This window comes from Aquidulcibacter paucihalophilus, assembly GCF_002105465.1.
GTDB classification, from domain to species: domain Bacteria; phylum Pseudomonadota; class Alphaproteobacteria; order Caulobacterales; family Aquidulcibacteraceae; genus Aquidulcibacter; species Aquidulcibacter paucihalophilus.
In genome coordinates this window covers 17167-31584 of sequence record NZ_NCSQ01000167.1, presented here as the reverse complement: position 1 = coordinate 31584, position 14418 = coordinate 17167, and the positions used below count along the sequence as shown (strand labels likewise).

19 protein-coding genes are annotated in these 14418 nt (G+C 55.0%); 3 read left to right on the top strand and 16 right to left on the bottom strand.

Annotated features, from left to right (window positions below; translation table 11 throughout):
- Positions 1-69 precede the first annotated feature (69 nt).
- The 5 genes from nuoI to B7364_RS14085 all read right to left on the bottom strand — a co-directional run bounded on the left by nuoI (position 70) and on the right by B7364_RS14085 (position 4237).
- Entirely contained in the window at positions 70-555 is a 486-nt protein-coding gene (gene nuoI, locus B7364_RS14105; RefSeq protein ID WP_085340680.1) for an NADH-quinone oxidoreductase subunit NuoI, read from the bottom strand.
- Positions 552-818 carry a hypothetical protein gene (locus tag B7364_RS14100; RefSeq protein ID WP_232780920.1) on the bottom strand — a complete coding sequence of 89 codons (267 nt, stop codon included), beginning with the start codon at positions 816-818 and terminating at the stop codon, positions 552-554. The genes nuoI and B7364_RS14100 overlap by 4 nt, the downstream gene beginning before the upstream one ends.
- Before the next feature lie 3 nt (positions 819-821).
- Positions 822-1841, bottom strand: a complete 1020-nt coding sequence (gene nuoH, locus B7364_RS14095; RefSeq protein WP_408606346.1) for an NADH-quinone oxidoreductase subunit NuoH — start codon at positions 1839-1841, stop codon at positions 822-824.
- Between the two features lie 78 nt (positions 1842-1919).
- Positions 1920-4004 (bottom strand): NADH-quinone oxidoreductase subunit NuoG, encoded by a 2085-nt coding sequence (gene nuoG / locus B7364_RS14090; protein WP_085340677.1) that lies wholly within the window; start codon positions 4002-4004, stop codon positions 1920-1922.
- The gene (locus B7364_RS14085; protein WP_085340676.1) at positions 4001-4237 is read right to left on the bottom strand and encodes a hypothetical protein; all 237 of its coding nucleotides are present in this window, start codon (positions 4235-4237) and stop codon (positions 4001-4003) included. The genes nuoG and B7364_RS14085 overlap by 4 nt, the downstream gene beginning before the upstream one ends.
- A gap of 146 nt (positions 4238-4383) precedes the next feature.
- Between B7364_RS14085 and B7364_RS14080 the strand changes: the two genes are divergently transcribed.
- Together B7364_RS14080 and B7364_RS14075 are read left to right on the top strand one after the other, a co-directional pair.
- Positions 4384-4797, top strand: coding sequence for an MbcA/ParS/Xre antitoxin family protein (locus B7364_RS14080; protein WP_085340675.1), 414 nt, complete (start codon positions 4384-4386; stop codon positions 4795-4797).
- Entirely contained in the window at positions 4794-5516 is a 723-nt protein-coding gene (locus B7364_RS14075) for an RES family NAD+ phosphorylase (RefSeq protein WP_085340674.1), read from the top strand. Before B7364_RS14080 ends, B7364_RS14075 begins: the two co-directional genes overlap by 4 nt.
- Before the next feature lie 16 nt (positions 5517-5532).
- Here B7364_RS14075 and B7364_RS14070 read toward each other — a convergent pair whose 3' ends face one another.
- The 4 genes from B7364_RS14070 to nuoF all read right to left on the bottom strand — a co-directional run bounded on the left by B7364_RS14070 (position 5533) and on the right by nuoF (position 8502).
- Positions 5533-6183, bottom strand: coding sequence for a hypothetical protein (locus tag B7364_RS14070; protein WP_157893716.1), 651 nt, complete (start codon positions 6181-6183; stop codon positions 5533-5535).
- An 84-nt stretch (positions 6184-6267) separates the two neighbouring features.
- Positions 6268-6642, bottom strand: coding sequence for a type II toxin-antitoxin system death-on-curing family toxin (locus B7364_RS14065; protein WP_085340672.1), 375 nt, complete (start codon positions 6640-6642; stop codon positions 6268-6270).
- The gene (locus B7364_RS14060) at positions 6639-6869 is read right to left on the bottom strand and encodes a hypothetical protein (protein WP_085340718.1); all 231 of its coding nucleotides are present in this window, start codon (positions 6867-6869) and stop codon (positions 6639-6641) included. Before B7364_RS14060 ends, B7364_RS14065 begins: the two co-directional genes overlap by 4 nt.
- Before the next feature lie 328 nt (positions 6870-7197).
- On the bottom strand, positions 7198-8502 hold the full coding sequence (gene nuoF, locus B7364_RS14050; RefSeq protein ID WP_085340670.1) for an NADH-quinone oxidoreductase subunit NuoF: 1305 nt from the start codon (positions 8500-8502) through the stop codon (positions 7198-7200).
- A 213-nt stretch (positions 8503-8715) separates the two neighbouring features.
- On the opposite strand from nuoF, the gene B7364_RS14045 reads away from it, so the two are divergent.
- Positions 8716-10155 (top strand): M48 family metalloprotease, encoded by a 1440-nt coding sequence (locus B7364_RS14045; protein ID WP_085340669.1) that lies wholly within the window; start codon positions 8716-8718, stop codon positions 10153-10155.
- Here the strand turns inward: B7364_RS14045 and B7364_RS14040 are convergent.
- From B7364_RS14040 to B7364_RS14010, 7 genes are all read right to left on the bottom strand, one after another.
- A complete protein-coding gene (locus B7364_RS14040; protein ID WP_085340668.1) occupies positions 10120-10560 on the bottom strand; it encodes a TMEM199/VMA12 family protein in 441 nt (146 codons plus the stop codon). The genes B7364_RS14045 and B7364_RS14040 overlap by 36 nt on opposite strands.
- 25 nt (positions 10561-10585) lie before the next feature.
- On the bottom strand, positions 10586-11245 hold the full coding sequence (nuoE, locus tag B7364_RS14035) for an NADH-quinone oxidoreductase subunit NuoE (protein WP_085340667.1): 660 nt from the start codon (positions 11243-11245) through the stop codon (positions 10586-10588).
- Between the two features lie 2 nt (positions 11246-11247).
- Positions 11248-11637, bottom strand: coding sequence for a hypothetical protein (locus tag B7364_RS14030; RefSeq protein WP_085340666.1), 390 nt, complete (start codon positions 11635-11637; stop codon positions 11248-11250).
- A gap of 123 nt (positions 11638-11760) precedes the next feature.
- A complete protein-coding gene (locus B7364_RS14025; RefSeq protein ID WP_085340665.1) occupies positions 11761-12132 on the bottom strand; it encodes a hypothetical protein in 372 nt (123 codons plus the stop codon).
- Positions 12129-12806 carry a nuclear transport factor 2 family protein gene (locus B7364_RS14020; protein ID WP_085340664.1) on the bottom strand — a complete coding sequence of 226 codons (678 nt, stop codon included), beginning with the start codon at positions 12804-12806 and terminating at the stop codon, positions 12129-12131. Before B7364_RS14020 ends, B7364_RS14025 begins: the two co-directional genes overlap by 4 nt.
- Positions 12803-13147, bottom strand: a complete 345-nt coding sequence (locus B7364_RS14015; RefSeq protein WP_085340663.1) for a hypothetical protein — start codon at positions 13145-13147, stop codon at positions 12803-12805. Before B7364_RS14015 ends, B7364_RS14020 begins: the two co-directional genes overlap by 4 nt.
- Before the next feature lie 2 nt (positions 13148-13149).
- Positions 13150-14379, bottom strand: coding sequence for an NADH-quinone oxidoreductase subunit D (locus B7364_RS14010; protein WP_085340662.1), 1230 nt, complete (start codon positions 14377-14379; stop codon positions 13150-13152).
- Positions 14380-14418: the final 39 nt, after the last annotated feature.

Sequence of the window (14418 nt, the reverse complement as noted above, 5' to 3'; positions counted from 1 at the left end):
CTCTTCCCCTTTGCGCCCTGCCCGGCTTGGAGCAGACACGCGTTTTACAAAAATGCCCCGGTCTGCGACTTAACGATAAGCCGCATCCAACTCTAGATTCTTCGCGATTTCGCGTTCCCACCGGTCGCCATTGGCCAGAAGCTTGTCTTTGTCATAGAACAATTCTTCGCGCGTCTCGGTGGCAAATTCGAAATTCGGACCTTCGACAATCGCATCCACCGGGCAGGCCTCTTGGCAAAAGCCGCAATAGATACATTTGGTCATGTCGATGTCATAGCGTGTGGTACGGCGCGAGCCGTCATCCCGGGGCTCTGCCTCAATCGTGATGGCTTGAGCCGGACAAATGGCTTCACACAATTTGCAGGCGATGCAGCGCTCTTCGCCATTGGCATAGCGGCGCAAGGCATGTTCGCCCCGGAATCGTGGGCTCAACGCACCCTTTTCAAACGGATAGTTGATGGTGAATTTCGGCTCGAAAAATTTCTTCATCGCAAGGCCGAAGGCACCTGCAAAGTCGAGCATCAAAGCGCCTTTGAGAGCTTGGGCAATGCTCATGCCATATCCCCATTTCCATGATGTTTCGATGGCTTATCAATCATCAACAACCCCCGAACGCCTGACATCGCGAGGAAGATGGTCGCAACAAACAGAAAAGAACCAAGTGCGATGAGCCACAAGCTATTCTCAGAAACCGTCCCACCGGCGTAAAGAAGGATGCTAGCGATGCCCAGAACAAAGCTCATGGCGCTAAGTGCCACGGTCACCAGCGAACGACGTTGATCCAAGGTAAGGCCCTTGTCCCAGTTTATGCCCGCCATCATCTACCTCCCGAAGTAAGCGACATGGCCGCCTACCACTGCCACGGCGACCAAGGTCGTGGGCAAAAAGATTTTCCAGCCAATACGCATCAGCTGGTCATAGCGATAACGGGGCACAATCGCCTTCACCATGGCGAACATGAAGAAGACGAGCCAAATCTTGATATAGAGGATCAAGAAGCCGACCCATGGGTTCTCAATCGGGCCCCAAGGTGCGTTCCAGCCCCCTAAGAACAGGATGGAGATCATCGCGCACATCAGCACGATGGCCAGATATTCCCCGATCATGAACAAAAGATAGGGGGTGGAGCTATATTCGACTTGGTAGCCGGCCACGAGTTCAGATTCAGCTTCGGGCAAATCAAACGGCGGGCGATTGGTTTCAGCTAAGGCCGAGACAAAGAAAATGCCCAACATCATGAACATCACTAGGCCGACGATAAAGCCATAGAGCGTGCCGACTACGCCTGCCCCTTCCTGAGGATTGATCAGGGCGCCGATGAAGGAAAAGGCGTGCCAATCCCAAATGCCCGCCTTTTGATGGTCGACAATGTCGGTCAGGTTGAGGCTGCCAACCACCAAAAGCACGGTGATCAACACAAAGCCGATCGAGACTTCGTAAGATACCATTTGTGCCGCAGAACGTAGCGAGCCCAAGAATGGATATTTGGAGTTAGACGCCCAGCCGCCCATGATGATGCCATAAACACCCAAGGACGACATGGCGAGCAGGTACAAAATCCCGACATTCATGTCGGAAATCACCCAGCCTGGCGCGAAGGGCACAACCGCATACGCAACAAAGGCAAGTGTAATGGTGATCAGGGGGGCCAGGATAAAGACTGTTTTGTTCGCGCCAGCTGGAATCACGATTTCCTTGACGACAAACTTCAAAAAGTCAGCAAAGCTTTGCAACAAGCCAAAGGGGCCAACCACATTTGGCCCTTTGCGCATCATCACTGCTGCCCAGACCTTGCGGTCAAACAACAGAATAAAGGCCAAGGTCAACAACAGCATAACCATGATCGCTAAGATCTGGCCTGCTCCACCAATCACGCCCCAAACCGGGCCCCAATCGCGAACGAGATCCTGCATAGGGCCCTACTCCGCTGCTATTGCAGCCTGAGCGGCTGCTTTCTTGGCTGCCGAGCATTCCGCCATGATTTGGCTGGACCGGGCAATTGGATTGGTCAGATAAAAGTCTGCAATCGGACTGGTAAAGGGCGCTGCATCCACATCGCCTGCCACTCCCAATAGCTTCAACTCCAAAGGCGTACTGGCCCCTGGTGCAAAGTCGAGACCGGCAAAGCTGGGGCTGTCGGCCATCAGCTTAGCGCGCAGCGCATCCAAATTATCATAGGGTAAAGTCTTACCTACCAGCGCCGAGACCGCACGGAAGATGGCCCAGTCCTCGCGGGCATCGCCCTTGGGGAATACCGCCCGGCGCGCCTGTTGTACGCGGCCTTCGGTGTTGACATAGGTCGCGCTCTTTTCGGTATAGGCCGCGGCTGGCAGGATCAGATCGGCCTGTTGTGCGCCTGCGTCACCATGGCTGCCAATATAGACCACAAAGGTTCCGGCAGGCGCTTTGACTTCATCCGCCCCCAACAAGATCAGGGTGTCGAGCGCGCCTGGCTCCAACATTTGGGCGGTGGAGAGGCCCTGCTCTGCTGGCAAGAAGCCCAAATCGAGGGCACCGACGCGGCCAGCAGCGGTATGGACGACATTCCAGCCATTCCAGCCGTCGCGCACAATCTTAGCTTTCATGCCGATTTCAGCGGCGAGTTTCAAAATCTGCGCGCCATCAGGACGCGCCAAAGCGCCCAAGCCAAGGACGATCATCGGGCGCTCAGCCTTGGCAAAGCGCTTGAAGAAATCACCCTTGCCCTTGGCCAAATCAGCCAGAGTCTTAGGCCCTGCCCCTACAAGCTCATAGGCATAGGTCAGGTCGGTTGCCTCACCCACAACGCCAATGAGATCGAGCGTGCCGCGCAGCCAAGTCTTGCGAACGCGCGCATTGATGAGCGGGGCTTCCAGACGCAAATTAGAGCCGATGATCAACAAGGCATCGGCATCTTCAATGCCCATAATCGTGGTGTTGAAGAGATATTCGCCGCGTTGCCCCGACAGGCCAATTGCTGCACCATCTTGACGGCAATCTGTATTGGCGACACCCAGGCCGCGCAACAAATCCAGGGCGGATTTCAGGCCCTCAACATCGCTCAAGTCGCCCGCAATCGCGCCAATCCTTGCCGCATCCCCTTTAAGGCGGGCCGCCAAAGCTTCCAAAGCTTGTGGCCAACTGACCGGGGCGAGTTTGCCATTGGATCTGAGATAGGGCTTGTCGAGGCGCTGACGGCGCAAGCCATCGACCGCGTGGCGCGACTTATCCGACAACCATTCCTCATTGATCTCTTCATTGAGGCGCGGCAACACGCGCAATACATCATTGCCACGCGCATCAACGCGAATGTTGGAGCCGACCGCATCCATCACATCCACAGTTTCGGTCTTCTTCAACTCCCACGGGCGGGCATTAAAGGCATAGGGCTTGGAGGTCAGCGCACCGACGGGGCAGAGATCAACCACATTGGCCGACAGCTCGCTCGTCAAAGATTTTTCGAGATAGGTGGTGATTTCCATGTCTTCGCCGCGACCAATGGCCCCCAGCTCTGACACGCCGGCCACTTCAGTCGCAAAACGGACGCAGCGGGTGCATTGGATGCAGCGCGTCATCACCGTTTTGACCAAGGGGCCCATATTTTTTTCTTCAACCGCGCGCTTATTCTCATCATAGCGCGAACCAGCCCGGCCAAAGGCGACAGCTTGGTCTTGCAGGTCGCATTCCCCGCCTTGGTCACAGATTGGGCAATCGAGCGGGTGGTTGATCAACAGGAATTCCATCACGCCTTCGCGTGCGGCCTTTACCTTCGAAGACTTGGTGACAACAACGGGAGGCTCACCATTTGGGCCGGGGCGCTGGTCTTTGACCTGTTGGGCGCAAGACGCCACAGGTTTAGGCGCACCTTTGACTTCGACCAAACACATGCGGCAATTGCCAGCCACACTTAAACGCTCATGATAACAGAACCGTGGAATTTCTGCCCCTGCGGCTTCGCACGCTTGCAACAGCGTGTACTCGCCAGGCACATCTACTTCGGTTCCATCGACGACGATTTTCGTCATCTTCTCGCCCCATCGTTTGAAACAGACTCAGCCAAGCTGACCCGCCGTTCGCCGAGATACGACGCTACGCCCCAAATTGCCACCGCCAAACTCACCCCAAAACCAGCAAAAATCCAGCCAGATACAGCAAGCTCATAAACCAGCGCCAAAACGATCCAGCCAGCGATGCAAAGGGGGGCCAAGATGGCGAGGATCAGACGTAAAATGAGACAGGCTTGGCAGGGCTGCTTCATGGAGCGGATTGTCCTCCACCTTGGTTTGAGAAGGTGATGACTATGTAAATCAATTTGGAACGGTGGCGAAGCCCATATCGGCAGGGACGCTGATTTATATTGCCAAATGGCATCCTTTACTTTAAATCCTGCCAAACGGAGACCCTATGTTAGCTTTAGAACGCATTGACACATCTGGCCCCGCCTTTCGGGCAGAACCCATCACCCAAGATGAGGGTGCGGCCATGTTTCGGGCCGCCCTTAATCTATTTGGCAAATGGGATGTGACGGATGAGCAGGCCGCCATTCTCTTGGACATGCCAGTTCGTAGCTATCGCCGCTGGAAGGCAGAGGGGCCGGGGCGCTTGTCGCGCGATGGGCGGGCGCGGCTGTCAAACCTATTGGGCATCCACAAAGCGCTTCGGATTATCTTTAGCGAACCCGGCCGCGGCTATAGGTGGGTCAAAACGGCAAACACAGCCTTTGACGGGACCAGTGCGCTCGACATCATGTTGGGCGGAGAGCTGACCGACTTGATGCGGGTGCGCCGCTATCTCGATGCCGAGCGCGCAGGCTGGTGAGTGGGTTGCCTGCCCTCCCTCTCGCCAAGGTCAGTTGGAAAAGCGCGGTTCGGATCATCCGAAGTAGCTTCCCTCCGATTGATTTGTTTGAGGATATTGCTGACCCAGAAGACTGGGCTTTGCTGATCTCAGCCGAGCAAAAGACCAATCCACGCCTGATGGCTTCGATTGGCAATCTCGATCTGGTGCCGCCTGCGCGCCGCGTTGGTGGCACGGGGGCGAGCTATCTTATGGCCCCCTTCACCCATATCAGCCCAGATCGACCCAGCCGCTTTAGCGACGGCAGCTATGGCGTGCTTTATGTCGCCGCCCATTTCGAAACGGCGCTATTTGAAACGATCCACCACCATGGTCGCTTCTTGGCGCGCACGGGGGAGGCCCCCGGTTGGACGTCGCAGTTTCGCGAGATCGTCTTGTCGGTCGACGCCGATTTGCATGATTTGCGTTTAGGGGAACCCGAGCATGCCTCCGCGCTTGATCCCAATTCTTATGTCGGATCGCAGACTTTGGCAGCGACACTTCGGGCAGCAGGGTCTGATGGGATTGTCTATCCCAGTGTGCGCCACGCAGCGGGAACATGCGCTGGTCTCTTCTATCCAGATTGCGCCTCTAATCCGGTCCAAGGCCGCCATCTCGCCTATCATTGGGATGGTCGGCGCGTCGATCTGGTTCGCGATTTGGGTAGTGGCGAAATGTTTCGCGTCGTGGAGACAACCTAGTCTCGCACGAAAGACCCTAATGCCGAATGACGTAAATTGGCATATCTTCAAACGTCATCTCAGGAACCTTTGCTGCCAACAAAGCCCAAACCGCGGCGGAAGTTTCATAGGTACATTCTTCCGCCGAAGCCCCATCACAGACTGGCACCCGAAGCGCCAGCTCTTGATCTGGTACCTCACTCCGTGTGGCTTTGATCAACATCATACCATAGTAGGCGGCGGCTGCTTGGTGTCGACCTAAGCGAAGTTCAGACGCTGTTTTGCGCCCCTCCATGTTATCTGGGAGGTCTGATTTTGGGATTGCATAGCCATAGACGCGGCCTAGCGCGTTTGAGCCCAGATATTTTATTGAAACTCGGCCATTTAAGTCGCCCTCACCCGGTGACGACGCCAAAAACTGGATGCCATCCATGGTACGCGACAAACGAATTGTTTGAGGTGGTGGAAACAGAGAGTCAAGCGGCTGAAGCTCCAACGTCACTTCAGTCACATCCTTACCAAACGGCCAATCACGGGTCGATGAATATGGCCCGACTAAGAGTGTGCAGGCCGCCGTGAGCGCGAAAGCACACAGTGCCAAGGCCAGCTTTGCCCATCGCCAGTCCCGACTGATCCGCTCCAAAGCCATCCTGAAACCCTCACCTAAAGTCAGGATTTGGGCACGCACTTAGCTATTCGTCAAACGACGAAAATGACGTTGGAGCTATGTGATTTTGGCGGCGACCCAAAAATTGTCGCTCACCTCCGACCGTTATGCTTTTGACGTGTTTGAATGCAACCATTCGACAAGATGAATGAAGACAAATGCCTGCCTCGAGTACAAATGAGCTATAAAGTCATAGGTCTCGTCAGGTCCGGCTCGAATACGCCATCCGTTAATTTGTAAAAATGTATATGTTACCGCAAATGCTGTCCGCTTATTCCCATCCAAAAAGGCATGGTTCTGGGCGAAACTCTCCCAAAGCGCTGCAGCTTGTTCAATGGTGGACCCATAATAGCCCGACCTAGGTCTTGAAAGCGCAGAATCAATAAGGCCCAAATCCCGCACCCCATGGGTGCCACCATATCTCTCGATTTGGTCAGCATGTATCAAAAGCACTTCATCTAAGGTCAGATACTCTGTCAATCAGCGAGTTTCTTATAGAGTGGGGCAAAAGTCTCGTGGCTAGATTGATATGCTTCCATAACTGAGGCACGCACTTGGCTTCGGCGCCGCTTTTCCAAAAGATCCGTTAGCGCTTCGTCAATGAGGGATTGCAACAACCTTCCTTCTTTACGAGCTAACTCGCGCACTATTGCTAGCTTCTCGACCTCAACTTGGGTTGCAAATTTTTCGAGGATCGGCTGCGTCATTGCCATTTACCTTTGAGTTCAACCACAGAATTTGCTTTATCATGATGCATCATGAACAGTCAAGAAATCAGAAAAAGCTTCAATTTCAAAGCCCAGAAAGCCGCAATATCTTCGGCTTCCGAATAAAGTTAGTCTGCAAACAGGTCAGGAGCATTTATACCGCCAGCCAAATTGGCAATCACGTCAAGCACCTGCCAAAGCATGCCACAGCCTCATGGCTTGCTAAAGCATGCTTGGATCGGTCCTAATGCTAACATAAGGAAGCGAACCTGCCCACTTGGCAGTGGGTAGAAACGCTCTTGACAACACGCGGTAAACTTCGCTGGCTTCATTCCGCTGCGATAGCGGCCCCTAAGACGTGGGGCTTGCCCAGACGATAGCGGTCGATACGTTCCTCGATTTCACCGCGGAAGCGCCAGATCAGGCCTTGCACCGGCCACGCAGCCGCATCGCCCAAAGCGCAAATTGTGTGGCCTTCGACTTGGCCAGCCACTTCCAGCAATAGGTCGATTTCGCGGTGTTCGGCTTGTCCAACCGCCATACGTTCCAGCACGCGCCACATCCAGCCAGTGCCCTCGCGGCACGGTGTGCATTGGCCACAGCTTTCATGCTTGTAGAAATAGGCCAGACGGGCAATCGCTTTGATGAGGTCTGTCGACTTATCCATCACGATCACGCCCGCGGTACCAAGGCCCGACTTCAAGGCTGACAGACTGTCGAAGTCCATCAAGGCATCTTCGGCCATTTCCTGGGTGATCATGCGCACCGATGACCCGCCGGGGATGACGGCCTTCAAATTCGACCACCCCCCACGCACGCCGCCGCAATGTTCTTCCAACAGATATTTGAGCGGGATCGACATGGCATCTTCAACATTGCAGGGCTTGTTGACATGGCCCGACACGCAGAAGACTTTCGTGCCTGTATTATTCGGGCGGCCAAAGCCGGCAAACCACTGGGCACCCCGGCGCAAAATGGTTGGCACCACCGCAATTGATTCCACATTATTGACCGTGGTTGGGCAACCATAGAGACCCGCATTGGCAGGAAATGGCGGCTTGAGGCGCGGCTGGCCCTTCTTGCCTTCAAGGCTTTCGAGCAGAGCGGTTTCTTCCCCGCAAATATAGGCCCCTGCCCCGTGATGGACATAAAGGTCAAAGTCCCAACCGTGGATGTTGTTCTTGCCGATCAGCTTGGCTTCATATGCTTCCTTGATCGCGGCTTCCAAACGCTCGCGCTCCAGCACATATTCGCCGCGAATATAGATGTAAGCGGTATGAGCCTGCATGGCGAATGAGGCAATCAAGCAGCCTTCGATCAGCAAATGAGGATCATGGCGCATCATGTCACGGTCTTTGCAGGTTCCAGGCTCAGACTCATCGGCATTGACGACCAGATAATGCGGCCGATCCTTCACCTCTTTGGGCATAAAGGACCATTTGAGGCCCGTCGGGAAACCCGCCCCTCCCCGGCCCCGCAGACCCGAGTCTTTGACTTGCTGAATGATCCAATCGCGCCCTGCGTCAATCATATCCTTGGTGGCATTCCACGCGCCACGCTGCTTAGCCCCTTCCAAGCGCCAATCATGGCGGCCATAGAGGTTCAGGAAGATACGGTCTTTATCGGCAATCATAGAACACTCGATCAGCTAAGCGGGATAGTTCGTGTGTAAGCTTCTATAGGGCTTCATCCAGCCTGCCAACGACATTTGCAGGTAGAAGCGCATTCGCACTGCAGGAAGGAAGCTACTGCCTAGTCATCCTAAACCGGCCCGCCTAGCCTGCGAATTTGATTAGCCAGATCAAGCCAATGCCGCCATCATGAGTTTCAAACTTGGAGAAGTGTGATGCGCAAGAATTGGGTTCTTATGGGAGCGTTAGCCGTCCTCGCCGCACCTGTCGCCACACCGGCTGCGGCCCAAATCATCAAGCCGAATGAGCGCGCCCAAGCCATCAAGCAGCATCCCCAAATCGTTGCCCAATTTGGCGGTGCCATCACCGGCCCGCTTGCAACCTATGTCTCCGGTGTCGGGGCAAAGGTAGCCACCACCGCCGGGCTCAAGGACCAATGCACCTTTACCGTGATCAATTCAGACGTCGTCAACGCCTTTGCGGTGCCTGGCTGCTACATCTATATCACCCGCGGCCTGATGGCGATTATGAATTCCGAAGACGAGCTGGCCAGCGTGTTGGGTCATGAAGTCGGCCATATTGTCGGCAAGCATTCACTGAAGCGCACCCAAGCCTCCACACTGTCAACCTTAGGGGCCATCGCCCTTGGGATTGCCACCAAATCCGACGAAATCATGCAGACGGCCGGGCAATTGGCGCAAGTCTATACGCTCAGCTACTCACGCAAGCAGGAAAATGAGTCCGACGATTATGGCGTGCGCTATCTGCAAGCCAATGGCTATAATCTCTTTGCCGCGTCCGACATGTTGGCGGCTTTAGCCGCGCAGGAAGCACTCAACGCCAAGGTGAATAGCCGCCAGCCGCGCGATGTGCCGACTTGGGCGCGCAGTCACCCCATCACGACAGAGCGTGTTGCGCGCACCGCCAATGCCGCCCGTGCCGCCAAGGCCAGCCGCGATGTGCCGCCAGAACTCGTGCGTCCCTATTTAACGGCGTTAGCGGGCCTGCGCGTAGGCGATGATCCCGAACAAGGCTTTGTCGATGGGCGGCGCTTTTCCCATCCCAGCATGAAGATTACCTTTGAAGTGCCGCAAGGATTTTCCCTCAACAACACGACAGAAGCTGTTGAAATTGAAGGACCAAATGGCCGCAAAGGCCGGTTCGGCGGTGGCAGCACCTTATCCGGCGGTCTGGATACCTATGCCATCGCCAAAGCGCGTGAGACCTTAGGCCAGACACCAGCGACTTTGGGACTAGCAACGCCTGGCACAACCAATGGCATGCCAACAATTACTTTGTTGGCGCGCACGCAAACCCGCTCTGGGCCCGTCGATGTCGGCGTGATTGCCTATAACTTAAATGGGCGGGCCTTTCACTTTGTGATGATGGGCCCGGCCGATGGCCTGTCGCCCACCTTCCCCATCACCCAAACCTTCCGCGAATTATCGGCCACTGAGATTGCGGCTTTGCGCCCACGTGAGCTTGAAATTGTGACCGTCCGGGCTGGCGACACGGTGGCAAGCCTGTCTGCCCGCATGGCCTATCCCGACTTCAAGACCGAGCGCTTCTTGATGATCAATGGCATGAGTGCCGAGCGCCCACTTAAGCCGGGTGAGCTTTTAAAGATCGTCCGATTTAGCCCTGCTGGTCGCTAATGCGTGAAACGTGGCAAAAGCACTCCACGCTGTGAGGCTGCCACATAGGCCATAGAGCAAGCGTGCGGCCACATCGCGCGTATAGAACAGACCACACCAAAGCCATACCCCAGTGACAACAATCATCACGGCCAGCATGATCCAGGCGGTGGTGCGGGGTAGGCGCATAGAAATCTGCCAAGGCCGCTCAATGCCTTTGAAAATCGCAAGGCCAAGCAGGCTAACGGCTGCAACTGCCATGAAATTGAGCGCCCAACGATCAACGACAAGCAAATCATCAACGGATTGGGCTATCCATGACAAAAACATGGAGGCCCAAAAGGCAGCGTCACTGGTGACAGGAATCCCAACGCGGTTTGGATCATCCTGCGGGCGAAGAAAGGGCGGACTGGAACCCGTATTCATGGGAAATCCAGCCCCTGACCTTCGCCTAAGCCTTCTCGGGCAAGTTTGGTAGTTTGATCTTTTTGGCGAGGCTGCCGTCAAACAAGGTCTCGTCCTTCAAGACATTGGGGCCGCCATCGGGTGCACTGGTTAGGCGACCAATGGCAGAACCTGGCGTGACGTCTTTGCCAGCGGCCAAATCGTCGATAATCGCGCTCAAGCTCTCCGCCGTCAGATCTTCATGGTAATAATCGTGGATGGCAACGATGGGCGCATTGGCGCAGGCCCCCATGCACTCCATTTCTTCCCACGAGAACAAGCCATCCGGCGTGACATGGTGGTGATGGCCAATGCGTTTCTTGCAGACGTCAATCAAGTCGCCAGAGCCGCGCAGCATGCAGGGCGTGGTGCCGCACACTTGCAAATGATGTTTGCCGACCGGGGCCAAGTGGAACATCGTATAGAAAGTCGCAACTTCATAGACGCGGATATAGGCCATGCCGAGGTCGAGCGCGATCTTGCGCAACGCAGGCTCGCTCACCCAGCCTTCTTGCTTTTGCGCCAGCCATAACAGCGGGATCACCGCCGATTGCTTGCGGGCTTCTGGATATTTACCCAGCCAAAACGCAACTTTCACGGCACTCTCTGCCGACCAATCAAACGATTTGGGCTGAACTTCGGGGGGTGCGAGGCGACGTGTGGCCATGATTAACTGCCTTGATGAGATTTGTCGGAGTTTGTGTATTTGTGGGCGGAGATGTCAGCGTCTTCCAATTCGGCAAATAGCAGGCGGAGCGGACCAACGTAGAAAAGCGACAGCACACCAGCAGCTACGAACAAGCATGTAAACCCGACGACCCAAGACCAGATCGAACCATTGAGTTCTTGCGCTACGGCCAGGCCAGTAAAGGCTATTCCCATCCCAAGCGAGGGTAACAGACCTTTAAGATACAATGCCCGTCGCAAAGCAGCGTCACTGCCCTGAAAATGTCCCTGCAGTCGCCTAAACTCTTTGCCGACTCCCAGCAAAACAATGGGGAGGTAGACTATCAGCATCATCACAGGATACAGGATATGGCTGAGGGCACCGTCACTCATTTCACAAAGTCCACGCGCGCGATTTTCCCGTCGCGCACGGAATGAGTAGCCAAGACATCTAACGACTTTGGCTGAACTTCAATCGGTGCTGGGCGACGTGTGGCCATGGGTAGAGGACTCTCTCTATCGTCTAGAATTATAGGCATGAAGTCGTTGAAGACGGCCTACTTCATATTGCGCACGGTCATGGTCATTCCATAATGCCCCTAATGGACTCCAGTACTTCAAGGCTAACCACGAGGTCGAGCTAAGACCAAGTGCGATATAAGTGGCATAGTCTGGCAAATCAAAGCCAAGTAAGGCCAGCAATAGCCTCCCAACCAAAGGCCAAAGCAATGCAATCATCTCGGTCAGACGTGCCAACCGAAGCCTTACTAAGCCACCAGGCATCTGTTCCACGATCTTTGGATTTGGCCTGATCAAGCTCACCCAAATCCAAGCACAGCTTGCTAAGATCATCAGCGCCAGCAAAGCAAGGATCAAGTGCCCCTTCATTTCACAAAGTCCACGCGCGCGATTTTGCCATCTTTAATGGTATAAATCGCCAGCACTTCAAAGGGCTCGCCCTCAGGGCTGCGACGGACGCGCTCGTGATCGACGACGACATTGCCACAGGCGAGACGGTTCACAAGCTCTGCATGGTTTTGTGGATATTGCGCAAACACCCCTTGATAGCGGGCGCGATAATCGCCGATGCCGTGCAAGTTTTCTGCGCCATTAAGGTCTGCAATCACCACATCATCGGCAAAGCAAGCGACATGGGCATCGAGATCTTGCTTATTATAGGCTTCAAGCTGTTTGGACACGACCGCGAGCGCGGCTGCTTCATCGCCTTGTTGGGTGATCGATTCACAGCGCGCAATCAAGCCATCGCGCACGGTATAAATCATCATCACATCGGCGGCGGGGGCTTTAGAGCCTTCGCCCGGCTCGGAATGTTCGCGCTTGATGGTAACATTGGCCAAGTCCATCCGGCCCAATAATTCGGTGCGGTTCATCGGATAATCGACCAAATGGCGCGCATACATTTTGCGCGCTCCGTCCTTGCTGGTCAGCCAGGGGGCGCCACCAAATGGCGAGACGGTGTAATCATCCGCCAAGGTCGCCAACACGCCTTCAAGGTCATTGGCGGAATAGGCAGCATAGTTTGCGTCGATGATCGAGCTCATTGCGGTACTTCCTTCGTTTTGCCGCCAGCCGAAACAGCAATCTTGCTAACAAATGGTAGGACTTTCGTCCAAGCCAAGACACCACAAATCGTCAAGATCATAGCGCCTAAATCGGCATTAAATGAGCCGCCATACCTCGGCTCAAAGGCCCATTGGGTTCCCAAAACTGGCACATAGATCAGCGCAAGTTTGTGCAGTGGAAACAAGAGTGCACCGATAGCCACTAACGCCAAACCTGACAGCAACGCATAAACAAATACAGCCACCCTCGCCTTCGGCAAAGCAGTCAGGTCGTCAAACGTCGCAAGCCATTTTGATGTAGTTGGCTCAACTTGCGGCATGGCTAGCGATCCACCTCACCAAACACGATGTCGAGCGAGCCAAGGATGGCTGACACGTCGGCCAGCATGTGGCCTTTGTTCAGGTGGCTCATCGCAGCCAAATGGGCAAAGCCTGGGGCGCGGATTTTGGCCCGGTATGGCCGGTTGGTGCCGTCGGCCACCAGATAGACACCAAACTCACCCTTGGGGGCTTCAACAGCAGCATAGACTTCGCCTGCTGGCAAATGGAAGCCTTCGGTATAGAGCTTGAAGTGATGGATCAGCGCTTCCATCGAGCCCTTCATATCGGCGCGGCGCGGCGGGGTCACTTTCGAGTTTTCTGCGAGAACCGGCCCCTTGGGCATCATCTCAATACATTGCTTGATGATGCTGGCACTCTCGCGCATTTCATCCATCCGGCACAGGTAGCGATCATAACAATCGCCATTCTTGCCAACGGGCACTTTGAACTTCAGCTCGGAATAGACTTCATAGGGCTGACTGCGACGGAGATCCCAAGCAATGCCCGAACCGCGCACCATCACGCCCGAAAAGCCCCAATCGAGAATGGTCTTTTGGTCAACCACGCCAATATCGACATTGCGCTGCTTGAAGATGCGGTTATCAGTCAACAAGGTTTCGATATCGTCGCATAACTTCAAAAACGGGTCGCACCACTCGTAAATGTCGCGCACCAAAGCGTCTGGCAGGTCTTGATGGACGCCACCCGGGCGGAAATAGGCTGCGTGCATCCGCGAACCTGAAGCCCGCTCATAAAAGCCCATCAATTTCTCACGCTCTTCAAAGCCCCACAGTGGCGGGGTCAGCGCGCCTACGTCCATCGCTTGGGTTGTGACATTCAAGATATGCGACAGGATGCGGCCAATTTCGGAGAAGATCACGCGGATGAATTGCGCCCGACGGGGTACTTCAATCCCGGCCAAACGCTCAATCGCCAAGCACCACGCATGTTCTTGGTTCATCGGGGCCACATAGTCCAACCGGTCAAAATAGGGCATGGCCTGCAGATAGGTCTTATACTCGATCAGCTTTTCGGTCCCGCGATGGAGAAGACCAATATGGGGGTCGACGCGCTCAACAATCTCGCCATCCAGCTCCAGCACCAGACGCAACACGCCGTGGGCGGCGGGGTGCTGTGGCCCGAAATTGATGTTGAAATTGCGCATGGCGGTCTCGCCCGGCAAAAGATCGGCAGAAGAATTGGTTTCTAGGGTTTGTGTGCCGTCTGCCATGGGTCAAAATCCTACCAAGTCACGCGCGATTTAACGCGC